At 65.9% G+C, this 19,948-nt stretch carries 18 protein-coding genes; 8 read left to right on the top strand and 10 right to left on the bottom strand.

Translation table 11 applies throughout. From position 1 onward, the window contains the following. Nucleotides 1-11: 11 nt before the first annotated feature. The 3 genes from QW881_RS27425 to QW881_RS27415 form a co-directional block, all read right to left on the bottom strand. A complete protein-coding gene (locus tag QW881_RS27425) occupies nucleotides 12-497 on the bottom strand; it encodes a hypothetical protein (protein ID WP_315740454.1) in 486 nt (161 codons plus the stop codon). A gap of 157 nt (nucleotides 498-654) precedes the next feature. Further along, on the bottom strand, nucleotides 655-1,866 hold the full coding sequence (gene rlmN / locus QW881_RS27420; RefSeq protein WP_315758651.1) for a 23S rRNA (adenine(2503)-C(2))-methyltransferase RlmN: 1,212 nt from the start codon (nucleotides 1,864-1,866) through the stop codon (nucleotides 655-657). 115 nt (nucleotides 1,867-1,981) lie between these two features. Beyond that, the gene (locus QW881_RS27415) at nucleotides 1,982-2,593 is read right to left on the bottom strand and encodes an invasion associated locus B family protein (RefSeq protein ID WP_316159113.1); all 612 of its coding nucleotides are present in this window, start codon (nucleotides 2,591-2,593) and stop codon (nucleotides 1,982-1,984) included. 263 nt (nucleotides 2,594-2,856) lie between these two features. Between QW881_RS27415 and QW881_RS27410 the strand changes: the two genes are divergently transcribed. The 3 genes from QW881_RS27410 (at nucleotide 2,857) to QW881_RS27400 (ending at nucleotide 6,683) form a co-directional block, all read left to right on the top strand. Next, nucleotides 2,857-3,831 (top strand): NADPH:quinone oxidoreductase family protein, encoded by a 975-nt coding sequence (locus QW881_RS27410; protein ID WP_315740457.1) that lies wholly within the window; start codon nucleotides 2,857-2,859, stop codon nucleotides 3,829-3,831. 516 nt (nucleotides 3,832-4,347) lie between these two features. Then, complete coding sequence (locus QW881_RS27405; protein WP_316159112.1) at nucleotides 4,348-5,355, top strand: hypothetical protein; 1,008 nt, start codon at nucleotides 4,348-4,350, stop codon at nucleotides 5,353-5,355. 149 nt (nucleotides 5,356-5,504) lie between these two features. Then, complete coding sequence (locus tag QW881_RS27400) at nucleotides 5,505-6,683, top strand: TAXI family TRAP transporter solute-binding subunit (protein ID WP_315740459.1); 1,179 nt, start codon at nucleotides 5,505-5,507, stop codon at nucleotides 6,681-6,683. Between the two features lie 129 nt (nucleotides 6,684-6,812). Here QW881_RS27400 and QW881_RS27395 read toward each other — a convergent pair whose 3' ends face one another. Together QW881_RS27395 and QW881_RS27390 are read right to left on the bottom strand one after the other, a co-directional pair. Then, nucleotides 6,813-7,226: a YkvA family protein gene (locus QW881_RS27395; protein WP_315758657.1), complete on the bottom strand. Its 414-nt coding sequence runs from the start codon at nucleotides 7,224-7,226 to the stop codon at nucleotides 6,813-6,815. A gap of 105 nt (nucleotides 7,227-7,331) precedes the next feature. Next, entirely contained in the window at nucleotides 7,332-7,751 is a 420-nt protein-coding gene (locus QW881_RS27390) for a 4a-hydroxytetrahydrobiopterin dehydratase (RefSeq protein ID WP_316159111.1), read from the bottom strand. A 258-nt stretch (nucleotides 7,752-8,009) separates the two neighbouring features. Between QW881_RS27390 and QW881_RS27385 the strand changes: the two genes are divergently transcribed. Together QW881_RS27385 and QW881_RS27380 are read left to right on the top strand one after the other, a co-directional pair. Beyond that, nucleotides 8,010-9,356 carry a TAXI family TRAP transporter solute-binding subunit gene (locus QW881_RS27385; RefSeq protein WP_316159110.1) on the top strand — a complete coding sequence of 449 codons (1,347 nt, stop codon included), beginning with the start codon at nucleotides 8,010-8,012 and terminating at the stop codon, nucleotides 9,354-9,356. Nucleotides 9,357-9,496: 140 nt separating this feature from the next. Beyond that, a complete protein-coding gene (locus QW881_RS27380; RefSeq protein WP_315758661.1) occupies nucleotides 9,497-11,068 on the top strand; it encodes an alkaline phosphatase D family protein in 1,572 nt (523 codons plus the stop codon). Between the two features lie 45 nt (nucleotides 11,069-11,113). Here the strand turns inward: QW881_RS27380 and QW881_RS27375 are convergent, their stop codons facing one another. Continuing rightward, nucleotides 11,114-11,488: a response regulator gene (locus QW881_RS27375; protein ID WP_315758662.1), complete on the bottom strand. Its 375-nt coding sequence runs from the start codon at nucleotides 11,486-11,488 to the stop codon at nucleotides 11,114-11,116. Between the two features lie 168 nt (nucleotides 11,489-11,656). Here QW881_RS27375 and QW881_RS27370 point away from each other — a divergent pair, with 168 nt between their 5' ends. The 3 genes from QW881_RS27370 to QW881_RS27360 all read left to right on the top strand — a co-directional run bounded on the left by QW881_RS27370 (nucleotide 11,657) and on the right by QW881_RS27360 (nucleotide 16,012). Next, nucleotides 11,657-12,418, top strand: coding sequence for a Crp/Fnr family transcriptional regulator (locus QW881_RS27370; RefSeq protein ID WP_315758663.1), 762 nt, complete (start codon nucleotides 11,657-11,659; stop codon nucleotides 12,416-12,418). Nucleotides 12,419-12,814: 396 nt separating this feature from the next. Beyond that, nucleotides 12,815-14,641, top strand: a complete 1,827-nt coding sequence (typA, locus tag QW881_RS27365) for a translational GTPase TypA (protein ID WP_315740466.1) — start codon at nucleotides 12,815-12,817, stop codon at nucleotides 14,639-14,641. Nucleotides 14,642-14,767: 126 nt separating this feature from the next. Further along, complete coding sequence (locus tag QW881_RS27360; protein ID WP_315758664.1) at nucleotides 14,768-16,012, top strand: NAD(P)/FAD-dependent oxidoreductase; 1,245 nt, start codon at nucleotides 14,768-14,770, stop codon at nucleotides 16,010-16,012. A gap of 99 nt (nucleotides 16,013-16,111) precedes the next feature. On the opposite strand, the gene QW881_RS27355 is transcribed toward QW881_RS27360, so the two are convergent. The 4 genes from QW881_RS27355 to QW881_RS27340 all read right to left on the bottom strand — a co-directional run bounded on the left by QW881_RS27355 (nucleotide 16,112) and on the right by QW881_RS27340 (nucleotide 19,945). Then, entirely contained in the window at nucleotides 16,112-16,996 is an 885-nt protein-coding gene (locus QW881_RS27355; protein ID WP_315758665.1) for a LysR family transcriptional regulator, read from the bottom strand. 7 nt (nucleotides 16,997-17,003) lie between these two features. Further along, nucleotides 17,004-17,978, bottom strand: coding sequence for a YeiH family protein (locus QW881_RS27350; protein ID WP_315758739.1), 975 nt, complete (start codon nucleotides 17,976-17,978; stop codon nucleotides 17,004-17,006). 231 nt (nucleotides 17,979-18,209) lie between these two features. Continuing rightward, nucleotides 18,210-18,620 carry a thiol-disulfide oxidoreductase DCC family protein gene (locus tag QW881_RS27345; RefSeq protein ID WP_315758666.1) on the bottom strand — a complete coding sequence of 137 codons (411 nt, stop codon included), beginning with the start codon at nucleotides 18,618-18,620 and terminating at the stop codon, nucleotides 18,210-18,212. After that, nucleotides 18,620-19,945: an SDR family oxidoreductase gene (locus QW881_RS27340; RefSeq protein WP_315758667.1), complete on the bottom strand. Its 1,326-nt coding sequence runs from the start codon at nucleotides 19,943-19,945 to the stop codon at nucleotides 18,620-18,622. Before QW881_RS27340 ends, QW881_RS27345 begins: the two co-directional genes overlap by 1 nt. Nucleotides 19,946-19,948: the final 3 nt, after the last annotated feature.

Genomic DNA, 19,948 nt, shown 5'->3' with positions numbered 1-19,948 from the left:
AGGCCGGCGGCTCAACGTGGCGATCCCGACGGCAATGGTGGCGGTGGCGGCAGACGCGGCGGCGGCTCGCGCCAGCGGCCGGCGTTGCGCCCGGCAATCAGCCAATAGACCAGTCCGCCGACGATGCCGGCGCCGGTCAGGATCTCGAGATGGCGGCGCACGATGCCTTCGAAGCGGAAGGTCTCGGGATCGAACGGGACGAGACCGAGATAGCAGGCTGCGCCGACCACCCCGCCGCCGATCGCATAAGCAACCACGCTGCGGATCGAGAACGCCTCGGTGATCAGTGAGATCAGCAGCGCCGGGATCAGCGCGAAGCCCGACACGAAGATGAAGCCGAAGCCGATGATGACCTCGAACGCGCCCTGATCGATCGGGCCGTTGCCGAGATCGGCGAACTCCGGAAACAGGATCGCGGTCACGACGATCAGCCCCGCGAGGAAGCACGCGCCGAGAAAGGCGAAAGCGATCACGAAGAGACGGCCAATCAGCGCCATGGCTTTAGACCCGTGTTACCCAAGCGAGGCCCCGCTTTCTTCGCTCGTCATGGCCCGGCTTGAGCCGGCCATCCATCATTCAGTCGATGAATTGATGGGTGCCCGGGTCAAGCCCGAGCATGACGATCTTGTTCGGAGATGCAGGCGCGATCAATCATCAATCGGTCATCGCCATCGCGCGCAGTGCCTGACGCTCCCGCGCGGACAGCTTCTCCGTCTCCGACTTCAACTGGCCGCAGGCGGCGAGGATGTCGCGGCCGCGCGGCGTGCGCACCGGCGAGGAGTAGCCGGCGTTGAAGACGTATTCGGAGAACTTCTCGATCTGCTCCCAGTCCGAGCACTCATAGGCCGAGCCGGGCCAGGGATTGAACGGGATCAAATTGATCTTGGCCGGGATGCCCTTGAGCAGCTTGACCAGCAGCCTGGCGTCATCGAGCGAATCGTTGACGCCCTTGAGCATCACATATTCGAAGGTGATGCGCCGCGCGTTGGAGGCGCCCGGGTAGTCGCGGCAGGCCTGCAGCAGCTCTTGGATCGGATATTTGCGATTCAGCGGCACCAGTTCGTTGCGCAGCTCGTCGCGCACGGCGTGCAGCGAGATCGCCAGCATCACGCCGATCTCCTCGCCGGCGCGCTTGATGTTCGGCACCACGCCCGAGGTCGACAGCGTGATCCGGCGGCGGGAGATGCCGATGCCCTCGTTGTCCGAGACGATCAGCAGCGCGTCGCGCACCGCATCGAAATTGTACAGCGGCTCGCCCATCCCCATCATGACGATGTTGGTGATCAGCCGGTTGCCGAGCGGGGTCTCGCGGTCGGCCCAGTCGTTCAACCGGTCGCGCGCCACCATGACCTGGCCCACGATCTCGCCCGCCGTGAGGTTGCGGACCAGCCGCTGCGTACCGGTATGGCAGAACGCGCAGTTCAGCGTGCAGCCGACCTGCGACGAGACGCACAAGGTGCCGCGATCGGTCTCGGGGATGTAGACGCACTCGACCTCGTGGGCCTTCTGCAGATCGTCGCCGCTCGGCAGCCGCAGCAGCCATTTGCGGGTGCCGTCGTTGGAAATCTGTTCGGCCACGACCTCGGGACGGTCGACCGTGAAACGTTCGGCAAGCGCGGTGCGCGTGTCCTTCGACACGGATGTCATCTCGTCGAACGACTTGGCGCCGCGGAAATAGATCCAGTGCCATAGTTGCTGCACCCGCATCTTCTGCTGGCGCTCGGGCACGCCGATGTCGCCGAGCCTGGCCGCCAGCTCCGCGCGCGACAGGCCGATCAGCGAAGGTTTCGCCGGCGGGACGTAGGTTTCGAGCGGAGTCTTTTCGAGGGGCGCGGAGGAATCGCGCAGCCCGGCAGTCGTTGCCATGTCGATGGGCCCAAAGTGCTGCCCGGCCGCGGCGGCCGAAGGCTTTCAGCGGGCATATATAACGATCCGGCCGGCAAATGCGACCCGCCCGGCGAGCGGTATCGGCGGCTGCCGTCTACCGGCGGCAATCCTGCGCGATGCGGTCGAGCGCCTGGGCCAGGCCCTTCAGTGAGAACACGTCGGTGGTCTCTGTGCCCTTGGCCGAGACGCCCTTGACCACCGCCTCGGGCGCCTTGCGCATGGCATCGACCATCCGCTCTTCCTCGGCGGCGTTCTTGATCCAGAGCCCGTCGCCCTGGGTATACATGGCATAGGAGGCGCCGCCGACTTCCACCGCGGCGTCGAATCCGGGCTTCAGCGCATAGCCGATCATGATCGAGACCTCGTTGAAGACCTTCTCGGAGGGCCGAGTCGACACGAAGGCATAGGCTGGATCGCGCGGACGGTTGGGCGGATTGGTCTTGGAAGATGTCGGCTTGGCCAGCGCGAAGCAGACCTTCTTGCCGCCGGGCATCGCGGTATAGGCGCCCCAGCCGCCGAACTGTCCGATCAGCGTCGGTTCCGCCCCGCCGATATTCGGGACGGCTGGCTTCGGTTCCGATTTCGGTGCCGCCTTCGATTGCGGAGCGGCGGCCCTCGGCGCAGCGCTCTGTGCCGCAGCGAGGCTCGGTGCTCCGAACAGCAGCACGCTGCCGACCAGCGTTGTCAACAATCGCCCGAACAACATGATACGTTGAGTTCCCCCGCGACTTCGTTCCACCAATATTGTGACTGGAAAATGGCCCGGAATCGCTGATCCTTGGTCGCGATGGATAGCGGCTAAACGCTTCGCTTGCAAAGGCCGCAGACCTGGATTGTCCGGCGCTCCGCGTCCTTGGGCCGGCGCCGCGCACATGCCGCGGCCTCATGATGATTGTGGCGCGGCGGCAAATCCGGCATGACGTTCCCAAAGCCGGACCTCGATCCGGCACCAACGACCAAGGAGCGCCAATGAAAGCCATTCTCTGCTCGCAATTCTGCCAGCCCGACGATCTCGTCCTCACCGAGGTGCCCGATCCGGTGGCCGGTCCCGGCGAGGCTGTGATTGCGATCAAGGCGGCGGCGCTGAACTTCTTCGACATCCTGATGATCCAGGGCAAGTACCAGATCAAGCCGCCGTTTCCGTTCTCGCCGGGTGCGGAGGTCGCGGGTATCATCGAAAGCGTTGGCGATGGCGTCACCGACCTGAAGGTCGGCGACCGTGTCGTCGCTTCCTGCGGCCATAACGGCGCGCGCGAGAAGATCGCGCTGCCAGCAGCGTCGATCGTCAAGATTCCGGACAATCTCGATTTCGACCGCGCCGCCGGCATCATCATCATCTACGGCACTGCGCTGCATGCGCTGGAGGATCGCGCCAGTCCGAAGCCGGGCGAGACCTTGGCCGTGCTCGGCGCGGCCGGCGGCACCGGCCTTGCGGCTTGCGAGCTGGGCAAGCTGATGGGGTTGAAGGTCATCGCCTGTGCCTCTTCGGACGAGAAGCTCGAATTCGCCAGGCAGCACGGCGCGACACTGACGCTGAACTACGCCAAGGAGGATCTCAAGGAGGGGCTGCGGCGGCTCACCGACGGCAAGGGCGCTGACATCATCTTCGATCCCGTCGGCGGCACCTATGCCGAAGCCGCGCTGCGCTCGATCGCCTGGGAGGGCCGCTTCCTGGTGATCGGCTTCGCCGCCGGCGACATCCCGAAGATGCCGCTGAACCTCGCGCTGCTGAAGGGCTGCGATATCCGCGGCGTGTTCTGGGGCGCCTGGACCCGACTCAACCCCGCCAAGAACCGCGCCAACCTCGAAAAGCTCGTGCGGTGGACCGCAGAGGGCAAGCTGTCGTCGCATGTCGACCGCACCTTCCCGCTGGCGCAGACCGCCGATGCCTTGAAGGTGCTCGCCGGCCGCCAGGCGATGGGCAAGGTGATCCTGCACCCCTGAGGACGTGCGATGAAGGCGCCCGGGGTGCGTATCCCCGGGGGTAGCCTCGCCCTGATCCGCGCAACCAAACCGAGCAGAGCCCTGCCTGCTCTGCGGACGGATTGCTCGGGCCGGCCCGAGGTCGCTGTGACATCCGCGCGCTGCACGGCGGTCGCAAATTTGTTCGGCGGGCTGCCGCGCCGGCGTCACGGATTCGCAACCGGAAGCAGCAAATCCGAAAACGAGCGTTTCTTGGTTAACGCAACTGCGCCACATTATGGCGTGGTTAATTTGAGGCTTTGGCGTTGTTATCACGACGTTTCTGGATTTGGTGCCGTGCGATGTCGCACGTGCGTTGCCACAATCAGATCAAAATGTTTCCAGAATCATGCCGGCTCTCGTCCACTTTTAGTCGGATTCAATTAGTCAATTAGTTGTCGGCAGTGGGGTGCCTCTGGCAATCGTGACGTGTCTCGAGCTTCTGACGGGCTTGGGACCAAAAGTATGTTGCGTGAAGTTGAGATGGGGATGAAGGCCATGGCTGAGCGGACGACGCGCGGGCGTTTCAACAACAGAACTCCTTCGGAGCCTGATTTCAGGCCTTTCCCCGACGAGCTCCCTCAGGAGCGGCCACCGAACTATCGTTTCGGCCGGTCGACCCAGGACAACTATCCAAACGACGAATCGATGCCGATGTTCCTCTCTGAGTATGAGAGCGGCAATCAGATCGACAGCACGCATTTCGAGGACCAGTGGCCGGCGCGGACCCGCCGCGTCTCGATCTCGTCCCGGATTCTTCTCGCCGTGGTGGCTGCGGCCGGCGTCGCGGTGCTCTTCGCGCTTGTCACCTCGGATGCGACGCGCGACCTGATCGCCAGTGCCAAGGCTTCCATCATCGGCGCCACGCCGGATCCGACGGCCCCGCCGCAGGCCACCAACACGCAGCTCACCGCGCGCGATATGCAGCTGAACGAGCCGGCGCGACTGCCGCCCGAGCCGCCGGCTGCGGCGGCGCCGGTGCAGACGGCAGCCGTGGCCCCGACGCGTGACGACATCGCCAACGCCTACCAGACAGCGCTGCAGAATCGCACCGTGACGCAGCCCGCGCCGGTTGCAGCACCACCGAGCTTCGCCACGGCACCATCCGCGCCGGCCCCGAGCGCGATGGAGCCATCCTCGATCAATTCGCCGGGCGCCGGATCGGCAATCGTCGCACCCGGCCTCGGCGCCGTGACCGCCGCTCCGCCGCCCGCGCAGGTCCGCCGGCTCGATCCCGACGAACTCGCGGGTATCATGAAACGCGCCAAGAGCCTGCTGGCCGCGGGTGACATCCCGCCTGCCCGACTGCTGCTGGAGCGCGCCGCCGAGGCGCAAGAACCGGCCGCGGCGCTGATGCTTGCGCAGACCTACGATCCGCACGTGCTGGGAACGAAGGACATCCGCAACATCAATGCCGATCCGGCTGCGGCGCGCAACTGGTACCGCCGCGCCGCCCAGCTCGGCTCGACCGAAGCGCAGCGCAGGCTCGATCAGTTGCAGAACTGAACGCTCGTGACGGCAGCGATGCCGCCCCGTTTCATTTTTTTGTTTCACGCGTGATTTTCGAGTCCGTTCATGGGCGACGCCAGGCGAGACTTGGTGCTGCCCGCGTTCCGGCTCGCAAACATGTGCCAACCTTACATCGAGGGGGACAGATGCGACGTGTTGTTGGAGCGGCCGTAGCCGCAATGATGATGATAGCGTGCGGCTTTGCTGCCCACGCCGAGGAAGGCGAGTTCGACCCCGCCAAGGTGAGCGACAGCCTCAAGGCGATCTTCCAGTTCGGCTCGGTGCAGACCAAGCAGGCGCTGAACGCCAACACGGTGACGCTCATCACCGGCACCATCGGCGGCACCTATGTGCAGTTCGGCGCCGACCTGGCCTCGCTGCTCGATGACGGCAACAATCTGCGCGTCTTGCCGATCGTCGGCCGCGGCTCGGTGCAGAGCGTGGCCGACATCCTGTTCCTGCAGGGTGTCGATCTCGGCATCGTCCGAGCCGACACGCTCGACTATCTCGAGCGCAAGGGCTTCGCCAAGGACATCAAGCGGCAGTTCACCTACGTCACCAAGCTCTACAACGAGGAGATGCAGGTCATCGCGCCGCGCGCGGTGCGCACGCTGCGTGACCTCGAAGGCCGCCGGGTCAGCGTCGACCTGCCGAATGGCGGCACCTTCGTCACGGCGCTGACGGTGTTCGAGCGGTTGGGCCTGCGCGCCAACTTCGCCTATATCGAGCAGCGCATCGCGATGGAGAAGCTGAAGCGCGGCGAGCTCGATGCCGTCATCGTGGTCGGCGGCAAGCCCTACAAGTCGGTCAGCACCTTCGTCAACGACGGCCGCTTCCATCTCGTCAACGTCGATTACGATCGACCGCTGCAGACCGACTACCTGCCGGCGACCCTGACCGCGAAGGACTATCCGAACCTGATCGCCGAGGGCGAGAAGGTCGACACGATCGCGGTGCCGGCCGTGCTCGCCGCCTATAATTGGGCGCCGAACACCGACCGCTATCGCAAGCTCGCGACCTTCGTCGATGCCTTCTTCACCAAATTCCCGGCATTCCAGAATCCCCCGTTCCATCCGAAGTGGAAGGAGGTCTCGCTGTCGGCGCCGCTGGCCGGCTGGCAGCGGCTGCCGTCCGCGAGCAAATGGCTGGAGAGCCATGCCATGGAAGGCGCACAGCGCGACCGCTTCGATGACTTCCTGAAGCAGAGCAGCGCCGGCAGGGCGATGCCGAGCGAGGCCGACCGCGAGGCGCTGTTCAAGCAGTACCAGGCCTGGGAGGCCGAGAAGACCGGCAGCGCCCGCGCCCAGGCGCGCGGCCAGCGCTGAGCTCGTAGCGTTTGACGAGGTCCCATCAGGAGAAAAGCCCCGCGAACGCGGGGCTTTTTGCTGTTGTTTACCGTTGTGCCCTTCCGAGGCGCTGACTGCGGGAACCCGGCTTGCCGGCCCGAGCCGCCGTCAGCCGATATTCTCGCCGTCCTTCGCGACGTCAGCGTTCTTGTCTGCCGCCAGCCGCGCGAGTACGGCGCGGGCCGCGGCATGATGGTCGGGCGTGATGTTCGAGGCGACCATGCGGATGGCGGTGGCGAGCACCGCCGCGTCGTCGGTGAAGCCGAGGATGGGCAAGACGTCAGGCATGAAGTCGAACGGCACGACGAAGTAGGCGATGGCGCCGAGCAGGGCGACCTGGACGTGCCGCGGTGTCTCCTTGTCGAAGGCGCAGTAATACGCCGCAAGCAGCTCCTCGGCGAACGGCAACCGCGCGACAACCTTCTTGAACTTGATCCAGAAACGGCGGCGAAGGGTCTCGCGATCCCGGGCCAGCCGCTCCGCGGGCTCGAAGCCAACGTTGTAGTCGGTCGCATCCGACATGATGTCCGATCTCCGGTTCCAGACGGCGCTGGAGGCGCGGTCCTCGCCCTCGGATGTGGTGATGGCGACGCCGGCCGCAAGGCGCGTGCCGTCATCGCCAAGGCCTCAGCCGCGCATCGTCGCGGCGATCGCATTCATCGCCTTGGCGAGCTCGATGTCGCGCATGGTCACGCCGCCTGCGTCATGGGTCGTGAGGACCACCTCGACGGTGCGGTAGACGTTGCGCCACTCGGGATGATGGTCAGCCTTTTCAGCGACCAGCGCGACCCGGGTCATGAAGCCGAACGCCTCGTTGAAGTCCTTGAACGTGAACGTGCGAGCGATGGCCTCACGACCCTGCGCCTCGGACCAGCCGGGAAGCTCCCGCAGGGCGGTGGCGCGTGCCTCCGCCGACAATCGTTGCGGCATCTCGATCTCCTCTTGTGGTGCAATCGACCGGACACGTGGCAGCGTCCGGGCGATTGCGGGGCTACCTCCGGCTGGATCGCGCCGGTGTCCGGTTGCCAAGACTAGCCGAAAACGCATCCCGATCAGAGCCTTGTCACAGGCGCCATGCCGGAGGGGCTCGGAACTGCCCCGATCCTGCGGTGGACTGGTGCGGTGGTAACCATGACGCAGATGTCACCCCGGGCGGACAAGAAATTTGCTACAGTTCAGCTCTATCGAAGGACGACGTGGCCAGACGAAGCCGCCGGTGGCGTCGCCCGGCCTGGGACCACCGGAGGACGGAATCTGGTAGATACTCAGACCACGCCAGCGCAGCGCTCACGGATGCGCCCTGCCGTGTTCATCGTCATCGCCGGGATCCTCGCGGTCGTCGGCGCTTTGACGGGTGCCTATTATTTTGCGATGCGTCCCGTGGTGCTCAAGATCGCGGTCGGTCCGCCCAACAGCGACGACCTCAAGGTCGTCCAGGCCCTGACCCAGGCCTTTTCCCAGTCGCACGCCTCCGTCAGGCTGCGGCCGGTTCCGACCGAGGGCGCCGGCGAGAGCGCGCAGGCGCTGGCCGCCGCCAAGGTCGATCTTGCGATCGTGCGGGGCGACCTGGAGGTCCCAAAGAACGCACAGGCGGTAGCGACGCTGCGCAAGAACGTCGTCGTCCTCTGGGTGCCCTCGTCCGGCAAGGGCAAGAGCCGCAAAGCTGGCGCCAAGATCACGAAGATCTCGCAGCTCGCGGGCCACAAAGTCGGCATCATCGGCCGGACGCCGGCGAACGCGAACCTGCTGAAGGTCATCCTGCGCCAATATGGCGTCGACCCCGGCAAGGTCGAGATCGTCCAATTCCCGATCACCGAGGCCGCCGAAGCGGTCCGAAGCCAGAGGGCCGATGTCTATCTGGCGGCCGGTCCCATCAACAGCAAGATCACGGCGGATGCGATCGCCGCCGCCACCAAGGAGGGCGGCCCTCCCGCCTTCCTGGCCATCGATTCCGCCGGAGCCATCGCACAGAACCATCCCGAATACGAGGCCACCGAGATTCCGGCCGGCGCGTTCGGCGGGGCGCCCGATCGCCCTGAAGATGAAGTGAAGACGATCAGCTTCAATCACCACATCGTGGCACGCAAGGGTCTCGCCGAATCGACGGTCTCGACGTTCACGCATCAGCTGTTCTCGGTGCGCCAGCAGCTGATGTCGGAATTTCCGCTTGCCGCCAAGATCGAGACGCCGGACACCGACAAGGACGCCGCGATCCCCGCTCATCCCGGCGCGGCGGCCTTCGTCGATGGCGAGGAGAAGACCTTCCTCGACCGCTACAGCGACTACATCTGGTGGAGCCTGATGGCGCTTTCGGCGATGGGCTCGGCCGGCGCGTGGTTCGCCGGCTATCTCAAGCGCGACGAACGCACCATCAACACCTCGCTGCGCGATCGTCTGCTGGAGATGATCACGATCGCGCGCAAGTGCGATTCGACCGAGGAGCTCGATCAGCTCCAGGCCGAGGCCGACGAGATCCTGCGCAACACGCTGACCTGCTTCGAGGACGGCGCGATCGAGCACGCGGCGCTGACTGCCTTCAATATCGCGCTCGAGCAGTTCCACAACGCGGTGGCCGATCGCAAGCTCATCCTGATGAGCATGCCCGCCAATCTGCAGCGCACCGGCGCGCAGTTGCGTGCCGCCGGCACCTGAGGTCGGCTCACGCTCCCCCTGCGGCGGTGTCGCGCGCTGCCCAAGACGCCGCGTGTAATTCCAGCGTCATCAATCTTTTCTAGGTCTGCCGGGCCGTGGCTCGCGCCTGCTCCCGAGCGCGATCCGACCAGGAGATCCGCATGACGCTTCGCATTCCTCGACCGCACGCCGCCCTGTCCCGCCGCCGCTTCCTATCGACGGCCGCCGCAGCCGGCGTCACGACGCTGGCGATGCCCTATCTGTGCCGCGCCGCCGACCGGCCGCAGATCACGCATGGCGTGCAGTCCGGCGACATTGGCATGGATGGTGGCGTGGTCTGGGCGCGCGCGGACCGGCCGTCGCAGATGCTGGTCGAGGTGGCGACCACCGAATCGTTCAAGGATGCGCGTACGCTGCCTCCGGTCGCCGCGCTTCCGGAAAGCGACTTCACGGCCAAGATGCTGATCGACGGTCTGCCCAGCGGCCAGGACATCTTCTACCGCGTCAAGTTTCGCGACCTTTCGCATGTCGCGGTCGAAAGCGAGGCCGCGGTTGGCCGCTTCCGCACCGCGCCCGGCAACAAGCGCGACGTCTCGTTCGTCTGGGGCGGCGACGTGGCGGGGCAGGGCTGGGGCATCAACCCCGACGATGGCGGCATGTTCACCTTCTCGACGATGAAGAAGCACCGCCCGGACTTCTTCCTGCATTCCGGCGACACCATCTATGCCGATGGCCCGATCAAGTCCGAGGTGAAGCTGCCGGACAACAAGGTGTGGAAGAACCTCACCGTGGAAGAGAAGGCGAAGGTCGCCGAAACGCTCGACGAGTTCCGTGCCGCTCACAAATACAATTTCCTCGACGAGAACGTCCGCGCTTTCAATGCCGAAGTGCCGATCTTCGTGCAGTGGGACGATCATGAGGTCACCAACAACTGGTCGGCCTCCAAGGAGCTGCCGGCCAGCTACAAGGAGCGCAACATCCAGCTGCTCGCGGCCCGCGCGGCGCGCGCCTTCCACGAGATGTATCCCATGCGCGAGAGCATCATCGAGCCGGGGCGCATCTATCGCACGATCAATTACGGCCCGCATCTCGACGTGTTCGTGCTCGACGAGCGCAGCTACCGCGGCGCCAACGGTCCCAATCTCGAGGACAAATATGGTCCGGCGTCCTACTTCATCGGGCCGGAGCAGATGCGCTGGCTGAAGCAGGCGCTGCTCAATTCGCGCGCGACCTGGAAGGTGATCGCCTCCGACATGCCGCTCAGCATCATCGTCTATGACGATGCAGCCAACAAGAAGGGCTCGGAAGCGATTGCCCAAGGGGACGGCCCGGCGCGCGGCCGCGAGCTCGAGATTGCCGAGATCCTGCGCTTCATCAAGACGGCGCCGATCCAGAACACGGTGTGGCTGACGGCGGACGTGCACTACGCGGCCGCGCACTATTACGATCCGAACAAGGCGCAGTTTCAGGACTTCGAGCCGTTCTGGGAGTTCGTCTCCGGTCCGCTGCATGCCGGCACGTTCGGTCCGAACGAGCTCGACAACACCTTCGGCCCCGAGGTGCGGTTCATCAAGGCGCCGGGCCTCGATAAGCAGAACCTGCCGCCATCGGCCGGCATGCAGTTCTTCGGCCACGTCAAGATCGAGGGCGCCACGGGCCAGATGACCGTGACCCTGCGCGATCGCGCCGACGTCGCGCTGTGGTCGACCACGCTCGATCCGAAGCTCGGCTGAGCTGTCGTTGTTCGTCGGCAAGACGATCGCGTGCTGCGACGGCAACTAATCGCGTCGCCGCAGCACCGCCTCCAGCGCGTCGGTCGGGCAAGGCTTCGGCAGCCGTGGCCGGTCGGCGAAAGCGGCCGGCACGCGGTCGGCGCCATAGCCGGTGGAGAAGGCGAAGGGAATGCCGAGCAGCGTCAGCCGCTCGGCAATCGCAAAGCTCTTTTCGCGGACCAGGCCGACATCGAGCAATGCGAATTGCGGGGCGCGCTCCGCGATCATAGCGAGCGCGGTCGCGACGTCGGCTGCGATCCTGATGTCGGGAACGCCGAGGTCGGTGATCGTGTCTTCCAATCCGAGCGCAATGATGGGGTCGTCTTCGACGACCAGCACATGTTGATAAAGCTCGGGCACGCCTGATTGCGAGCTGGTCATGGGATCTGCGGGTTCCAGGATGAGGGATGGGCGCCGCAGCCGGCGTCTCCTCTTGAGTGCGCTGGCGGGTTCCTGGAACCAAGGCAGCATATCAGAGTTCCTGTGTCGGTGCACTTGTGAACACAAGGAGCACGAATCACGCACATGCGTTGCGCGCAGGGGATGATGATGCTGAGCCAGGGTGTGACCACGCTGAACCGGGAGCGGCCCCACAACAATCTGCTGCTGCGGCTGAGTCCGGCCGACTACGCGCTGATTTCGCCGTATCTGGTGGAGGACGAGGCAACGCCGAACGATCTGCTCTACAGTCCCGGGGACGACGTGCAGATCGTGCATTTTCCCTGTGGGCCGGCGCTCACGTCCTATCTCGTCCCCAACGAGGACGGCCGCGACGTCGAGACCATCCTGGTCGGCCGCGAGGGCGCCGTCGGCGGCATCGTCAGCGAGGGCTTCCTGCCGGCCTATACGCGGATCGTCGTCAAGTTCGGCGGCCCGTTTGCACGGCTGCCACTGTCCCGCCTGGCGGCCGCCAAGCTGCAATCCAAGACGCTGCGCAACGTGTTCGCGCGCTACGCCGATTGCATGCTGGCGCAGATGTTCCAGTCGACCGCCTGCAACGCTATTCATTCGATCGAGCAGCGGACGGCGAAGTGGATCGTGGCCGCGATGGACCGCACCGACGGCGAGCCGATCGTGCCGCTGACGCATGAGCAGCTGGCGACGCTGCTCGGCGTCGGCCGCAGCTATGTCAGCCGGGTCGTCCAGACCTTCCGAGCCGAGGGCATTCTCGAAACCCGCCGCGGCGCCTTCATGGTGCGGGACTTCGACGCGCTGAAGCGCCGCTCCTGCCTGTGCAACGAGGCCGTGAAGACCCATTTCGAGGAGGTCCTGCGCGGCGTCTATCCGACCGAACAGGCCGCGGCGGGCTGAGCCCGCAGGCGTTTTTTACTTTCCGCGCATGGGCGCAGCCGACGGCTGTCAGCGCTGGTCCTCGTGGGATTGCCGGTCGGAGTGGTTGGTCTCGTCTTCTACCGCGCCCCCCGGAGGCGCGTGGCGGCGGAGGCGTTAGCCAGCCGCTCGGAAACCGCTCCTCGTTCCTGAAAGCAGTCATTGTTTTTTGGCATTTTCTGCCTATATTGCGCCGCAACGCGTGAGGTCTGCCCGGTCGATTGGCCGGGCTTCCTATTTGGGGCTGCCGGCCCCTGCCGCCGAACGAGTTTCGCGAGCGCGCGTCGTAAAGCTAACAGCTTGATTCGACTATAACAAAGCGCGCGCCCCGCCGGGGACAGAGCACGGGCTCTTGAGAAAGCTTAGAAGACACCGACCATGAATCTTCGCAACATCGCCATCATCGCCCACGTCGACCACGGCAAGACCACCCTGGTCGACCGCCTCCTGCAGCAGTCCGGTACCTTCCGCGAGAACCAGAAGGTCGCCGAGCGCGCCATGGACTCGAACGACCTGGAGCGCGAGCGCGGCATCACCATCCTGGCCAAGGCCGCCTCGGTGCAGTGGAAGGACACCCGCATCAACATCGTCGACACCCCCGGCCACGCCGATTTCGGCGGCGAGGTCGAGCGCATCCTGAACATGGTGGACGGCGCGCTGGTGCTGGTCGACGCCGCCGAGGGCCCGCTGCCGCAGACCAAGTTCGTGGTCTCCAAGGCGCTCAAGGTCGGCCTCAAGCCGATCGTCGTCATCAACAAGGTCGACCGTCCCGACGCCCGTCCGACCGAGGTCATCAACGAGGTGTTCGACCTGTTCGCCGCGCTCGACGCGTCCGAGGAGCAGCTCGACTTCCCGATCCTGTACGGCTCGGCCAAGCAGGGCTGGATGGCCGAGAGCCCGGAAGGTCCGAAGGACGCCGGGATGCAGCCGCTGTTCGACCTGGTGCTGCGCCATGTGCCGGCGCCGTCGGTCGAAGAGGGGCCGTTCCGCATGATCGGCACCATCCTGGAAGCCAACAACTTCCTGGGTCGCATCATCACCGGCCGCATCACCTCGGGCAGCATCAAGCCCAACCAGGCCGTGAAGGTGCTGAACGCCGAGGGCAAGGTCGTCGAGCAGGGCCGTATTTCCAAAATTCTCGCGTTCCGCGGCATCGAGCGCGTGCCGCTCGACGAGGCCGAGGCCGGTGACATCGTCGCCATCGCAGGCCTGACCAAGGGCACCGTCGCCGACACGTTCTGCGATCCCTCGGTCGAGACGCCGCTCCCGGCGCAGCCGATCGACCCGCCAACCGTGTCGATGTCCTTCATCGTCAACAACTCGCCGCTGGCGGGCACCGAAGGCGACAAGGTCACGAGCCGCATGATCCGCGACCGCCTGCTGCGTGAGGCCGAGGGCAATGTCGCGCTGCGCGTCGTCGAATCCGCCGACAAGGACGCCATGGAAGTGTCGGGCCGCGGCGAATTGCAGCTCGCGATCCTGATCGAGACCATGCGCCGCGAAGGCTTCGAGCTGTCGGTGTCGCGTCCGCGCGTGGTGCTGCAGAAGGACGAGGCCACCGGCGCTTGGCTGGAGCCGATCGAGGAGGTCGTGATCGACGTCGACGAGGAGCATTCCGGCGTCGTCGTGCAGAAGATGAGCGAGCGCAAGTCCGAGATGATCGAGATGCGCCCGTCCGGCGGCAACCGCCTGCGGCTGGTGTTCTACGCGCCGACCCGCGGCCTGATCGGCTATCAGGGCGAGCTGCTGACGGACACCCGCGGTACCGCGATCATGAACCGCCTGTTCCACGGTTATGCCCCGTTCAAGGGCGAGATCGCCGGCCGCCGCAACGGCGTCCTGATCTCCAACGACCAGGGCGAGGCGGTGGCCTACGCGATGTTCAAGCTGGAGGACCGTGGCCCGATGATGATCGAGCCGGGCTGGAAGGTCTATCGCGGCATGATCGTCGGCGAGCACACCCGCGACAACGATCTCGAGATCAACGTGCTGAAGGGCAAGCAGCTCACCAACATCCGCACCACGTCGAAGGACGAGGCGGTCCGCTTGACGCCGCCGATCCGGATGACGCTGGAGAAGGCGCTGGCCTATATCGAGGACGACGAGCTGGTCGAGGTCACGCCGAAGTCGATCCGCCTGCGCAAGAAGCATCTCGATCCGAACGAGCGCAAGCGCGCCGAGAAACAGAAGGAAGCGGTGGCGTAATTTCCGCCCTCCATTCTCAAATGCGTCATGGCCGGGCTTGTCCCGGCCATCCACGTTTTGGGGCTTGCGAGGACGACGTGGATGCCCGGCACAAGGCCGGGCATGACGACGGAGTTGGATGAGCCAATGTCTTTCCCATCCTCCATCGAGATCGCCATCATCGGCGCGGGTGCCGCGGGCCTCGGCGCGGCACATGCGCTGCAGGACAAGGGCGTCTCGTTCATCGTCCTGGAGGCCCGCGACCGCATCGGCGGCCGCGCTCACACCATCATGGCTTCGCCTGATGTCACTTTCGATCTCGGCTGCGGCTGGCTGCATTCGGCTGATCGCAACTCCTTCGTAGGCATCGCCGAGCAGCTTGCTTTCACTATCGACACCAGCCGGCCGCCCTGGCGCGACCAGGCCTATGACGCGGCATTTCCGCGCGACGAGCGTGAGGAGTTCTTGCGGGCGCTGGAGGCGTTCTTTACGCGCACCGCAGAGGCCGCCAAGAGTGGCCGAGATGCCCCGGCGAGCATCTGCCTGGAGCCCGGCAATCGCTGGAACGGCATGATCGATGCGATCTGCACCTATCTCAACGGCTGCGAGCTCGACCAGATGTCGCTGCTCGACTTCGAGGCCTATGAGGACACCGAGCTGAACTGGCGCGTTCGCCACGGCTATGGCGCGCTGGTCGCCGCCTATGGCGGGGGCCTGCCGATCGCCATGAGCTGCAACGTGACCCTAATCGATCACGGCGACACGCGCATCCGCCTGACGACCTCACAGGGCACGCTGACGGCCGACAAGGTCATCGTGACCGTGCCGACCAGTCTCATGGCCGACGAAACGCTCCGCTTTTCGCCGGCCCTGCCGAGCAAGGTCGAAGCCGCCGCTGGCCTGCCGCTCGGTCTCGACAACAAGGTGACGCTGGCGCTCGACGGCTGGGAGCACCTGCCGAGGGATTCGGGCATGCGCGGCCGAAGCCACACCGCGCGGGTCGGCAGCTTCCAGCTGCGCCCGTTCGGCCAGCCCTGCATCGAAGGTTTCTATGGCGGCAGCTTCGCTCGCGAGATCGAAGTGGCGGGCGAGGGGGCCTTGGCGGCGCAGGCGATCGACGACATCGCGGCCCTGCTCGGCAACGACATCCGCAAGAGCCTTCGTCCGCTCGCCGAGTCCCGCTGGGGCGCCGACCCGTTCGCGCGCGGCGCCTATTCGCATGCACTGCCCGGACATGCCGACAAGCGCGCCGTGCTGGCCGCGCCGGTTGATGATCGGCTGTTCTTCGCCGGCGAGGCGACGCCCTTGGATTTCTTCTCGACCGCCCATGGCGCGCGCGACAGCGGCGAGCGCGCGGCGCGGGAAGCTCTGGCGTCGTTAACCAGGCGCTAGCACATCCACCATCGTTGCGAGCACAGCAAAGCACTCCAGACCGTCACCGCGGTGGGATTTCTGGATCGCTTTCGCTGCGCCCGCGATGACGTGCCCCAATCAATGCGTCTTCCCCACCATCCGCAGAAACTCCCGCGCGGCCTGCGTCTGGTGATGCTCTTTGTGGCGCAGGCTGTAGAAGTGCCGCTTGGGCAGCTCGATGTTGGCGACGGCGAGCAGCCCCGCCTTGACGGCGCGCATTGCCACCAGGCGCGACAGCACCGTGACGCCGGCGCCGGCTTCGACGGCGCCGCGCACGGCCTCGTTGGACGGCAGGTCGAACACCACATCGAGCTCGGCCGGAGTGATTCCGAAGCGGCCCAGCGCTGTTTCGAGCGCGGCGCGCGTGCCGGAGCCCTGCTCGCGCAACACCCAGCGTGCCGTCCTCAGGTCGCTGGTTGTCACTGACCTGCCGCGGCACAGCGGATGATCGATCGGGCCGACCAGCACCATGTCGTCGTCCGCGACCGGCTGGGCCGTGAGCACGGGATCGTCGACATCGCCCTCGACGAAGCCGAGATCGGCAGAGCCCTCGCGGACCTGGGTCGCAACCTGCTCGGTATTGCCGATCGACAGCTGCAGCTTGATCGCTGGATGCGCGGCATTGAAGCGGTGAATGAAGGCCGGCAGCCAATAGCCCGCGATGGTCTGGCTGGCCGCCAGCGCCAGCTGCCCCCGCTTCAGGCCGGCGAGATCGTTCAGCACGGTCTCGGCGGCGGCCGCGCGCGCCAGCACCGCCTTTGCTTCGACGAGAAACGCCTTCCCGGTCGCCGTGAGCACGATGCGGCGTCCAACGCGATCGAACAGCTTGGTCTCGTAGCGGGCTTCGAGCGCGGCCACAGCCGCGGATGTCGCCGACTGGGTCAAATTGAGGTCGCGGGCCGCCTGGGTGACGTGCTCGCGGGTCGCGACCGCAACGAAGATCCTGAGCTGTTCGAGCGTCACGTGCGTCCTATGTGGTCAGCTTCACCAGGGCCAGGCTCAAGCCTGCGATGAACAGGAAGGCGAGCAGGCCCAGCGCCAGCGGCCGCAGGCCCTTGGCCTTGAGCTTGGCGAAATCCGTTTCCAGTCCCATCGCGGCCAGCGCCATCGACAGCAGGAACGTGGTCGCCATCACGATCACGGTCTTCATCTCGGCGGGTATGCTGATCACGCTGTTGAGGCCGACCAGCGCAATGAAGCCGAACACGAACCAGGGCAGTGGCGGCTGCGCATTGCCTCGGGTCTCGCCGCCATGGCGCGCGCGCCGCGTTGCCAGCAGGCCGAGCGTGAGCACGACCGGTGCCAGCAGCATCACGCGGGCCAGCTTGGCGATGGTGCCGAACTCGCCGGCCTGCTGGCCCTGCTGAAACGCGGCCGCGACCACCTGGGCGATCTCGTGAATGGAGGCGCCGCTCCACAGGCCGAAGGCGTGCGCGTCGAGATGCAGCAGCGCCGGAAGCAGCGGATAGATGAACATTGCGATCGAGCCGAACACCGTGACGCAGGCCACCGCATAGGCGACGTCCTCGTCATGGGCGCGCGTGACCGTGTTGGTCGCGATCACGGCGGACGCGCCGCAGATCGAGGTGCCGGCGGCGATCAGCTCCGCCAGCTTACGATCGACGCCGAGCAGCCGTCCCATCCACACCGTAAACAGGAAGGTGCCAGTGAGGCTCAGCGCGATCACCGCGAGTCCGCGGGCGCCGACCTCGACGATCTGGGCGGCCGTCAGTTGCAGGCCGAGCAGGATGATCGCCAGCCGCAGCACGCGGCGCATCGAAAAGGCGACGCCGGGCTTGGCTCGCGCCGGTGTGCCGATGACGTTATGCAGCGCCATCCCTGCCACGATCGCCAGGATCATCGGGCTGAACAGGCCGAGGCCCGGCACCAGGCGCAGCCCGAAGGCACCGGCCGCGAGCGCCGCGGACAGCGCGAGCCCGGGCAGCAGCGTCGGTGCCACCGGCGTCGCAAGCGCGTGGGCAGGTCGATGATGAATGGCAAGGGGCGCATCGGCGATCAGATCATGCGAGGGGGCAGCCATGGAAATCTCTCCCAAACCAAGTGTGAGGAGGAGAATTTCATGCTGCGACTAATCGATCCAACAGATTATACCGCACGTATCATTCGTTTCAATCGATTAATTGGCGCTCGCTGCCGCACCTCACCGCCGATCGGATCACGACTCCAGCACCCGCCTCCGGAGCTCGGCATCGGGCACGAAGCAGGATTCGTATTTGCCGAAGATGCGGTAGCGGTTGCGCGCGACCAGGCTGTAGACCGCATCGCGCAGCGGCTTCGGGATGACGAGCAGCGCGCGCGTCCAGCCCCAGCCCGGCAGGTTCGACAATACGGTCAGCGCAGCATCGGATTTCAGATGCGCCCTGCCGCCATGCACCACCGCATTGGTGTCGGGCTCCTGGGGATCGATGTCGAAGGCCTGCGCCAACCGGGTGCCGTAAGGCGACTGGATCGGCGTGAAGCGGAAGCGCCTGGCGGTGTCGCGCGCGATCACGAACTGCACCCAGCGGGAGCAGAACACGCAGACGCCGTCGTAGAGGATCACGTCGTCGTCGGGCCAGTGGGTCATCAGCGATTGTCCATCATGAGCAGCGCGACCAGCATCAGCACGACCGCAGGTCCCGTCTTCACCAGGGCGCCGAGCGGCTCGAGCCAGAGATCGGGCGTGAGGATCGCGCAGCCGAGCATGTAGCCGAGCGAGACGAGGGTGCCGGCGGCGAGCCCGAATGCTGCGGTCCTGCGGAATGCGATCAATAGGCCGACCGAAATGTCCATCATGCTGGTGATCGCCGCGAACGGAGTCGCAAAGCCTTCCGGCCAGCCGCGCGTGGTCAGGACCGCCGTGGTCGCCGGGAACGAGACGAACAGTGCAATCGACCCCGATGCGACCCAGAACAGCACGAGGCTCGCTATGATCAGTGCCTTGATCAGGAACAGCCGCGCGAACCATTTGTCCTGAATGGTGGCGCCACGCGCGCCGACGGCGTCCAGCGTCCCGGGTGTGATGCCGGTTGCCGCGATCCACGGTGCGGGATCGCCGTGCACTCCGCGGCGAAGCTCGGCGATCGCGGTGGTGCGCATCGGCGGCATCCAGCCGAGCCGGCTGCAGAGGTCACCGGCGAAAGCGCCGAGATTGATCAGCGGCGCGGGCACGGCAACGCGTGGCCAATCCATCGTGCCGAAACTGCGCCGAAACGCACCGACGACGTCGCCAAGCGTCACCGCCTCGGGCTGCATCAGGTCCCAGCTCACCGCGCGCGTCGCCTCGTCATCGATCGGCCGCATCGCGAGCCAGGCGATGGTCGCGGCGATGTCCGCGACCGCCACCGGCTGGAACGGTGTCGCCGCATCCTTCGCCGGCAGGTCGACCGGAAGCGCCGCGAGCGCGCGGACCATCGCGCTGCCGCCATAGGCCGACGGCGCGATCACGAAGCCCGGGCGCAGGATGGCGTAGGGAATACCTGAGGATGCAATCAGCCGCTCCGCCTCGCGCTTGGTCGTAGCGAAGGCGGTGTGATCCTCATCGGCCGTACCGGGGATCGAGATGTGAATGAAGCGCACGCGACGGCCGCAGGCCGTGATCGCTGCGAGCACGCGCGCGACGAACTCACGATGCACGGCCGTAGTGTCGCTGCCCGGGCCATCCTGCAGCACGCCGAGGCAGTTGACGACGACATCGATCTCGTGGGCGCGGATCAGACTCGCCAGAGCCGGCGCATCGAGCGCCATGATCGGCAGCTCGATGTCGAACGGTGACACGCGTTGTGATGGCGAGAACGCGCGCGCCACACCGACCGTCGCACAGCCACGCTGGCGCAGATCGTCGGTGATGAAGCGTCCGATCAGGCCGGAAGCGCCAAGCACGAGGATGCGGTGGTTGGTCGAGGTGATCATGCG

Source organism: Bradyrhizobium sp. SZCCHNS3016, assembly GCF_032484535.1.
Lineage (GTDB): Bacteria > Pseudomonadota > Alphaproteobacteria > Rhizobiales > Xanthobacteraceae > Bradyrhizobium.
Note: the sequence above shows the minus strand (reverse complement) of the source record. Positions and strands in the feature narration are given on the sequence as shown.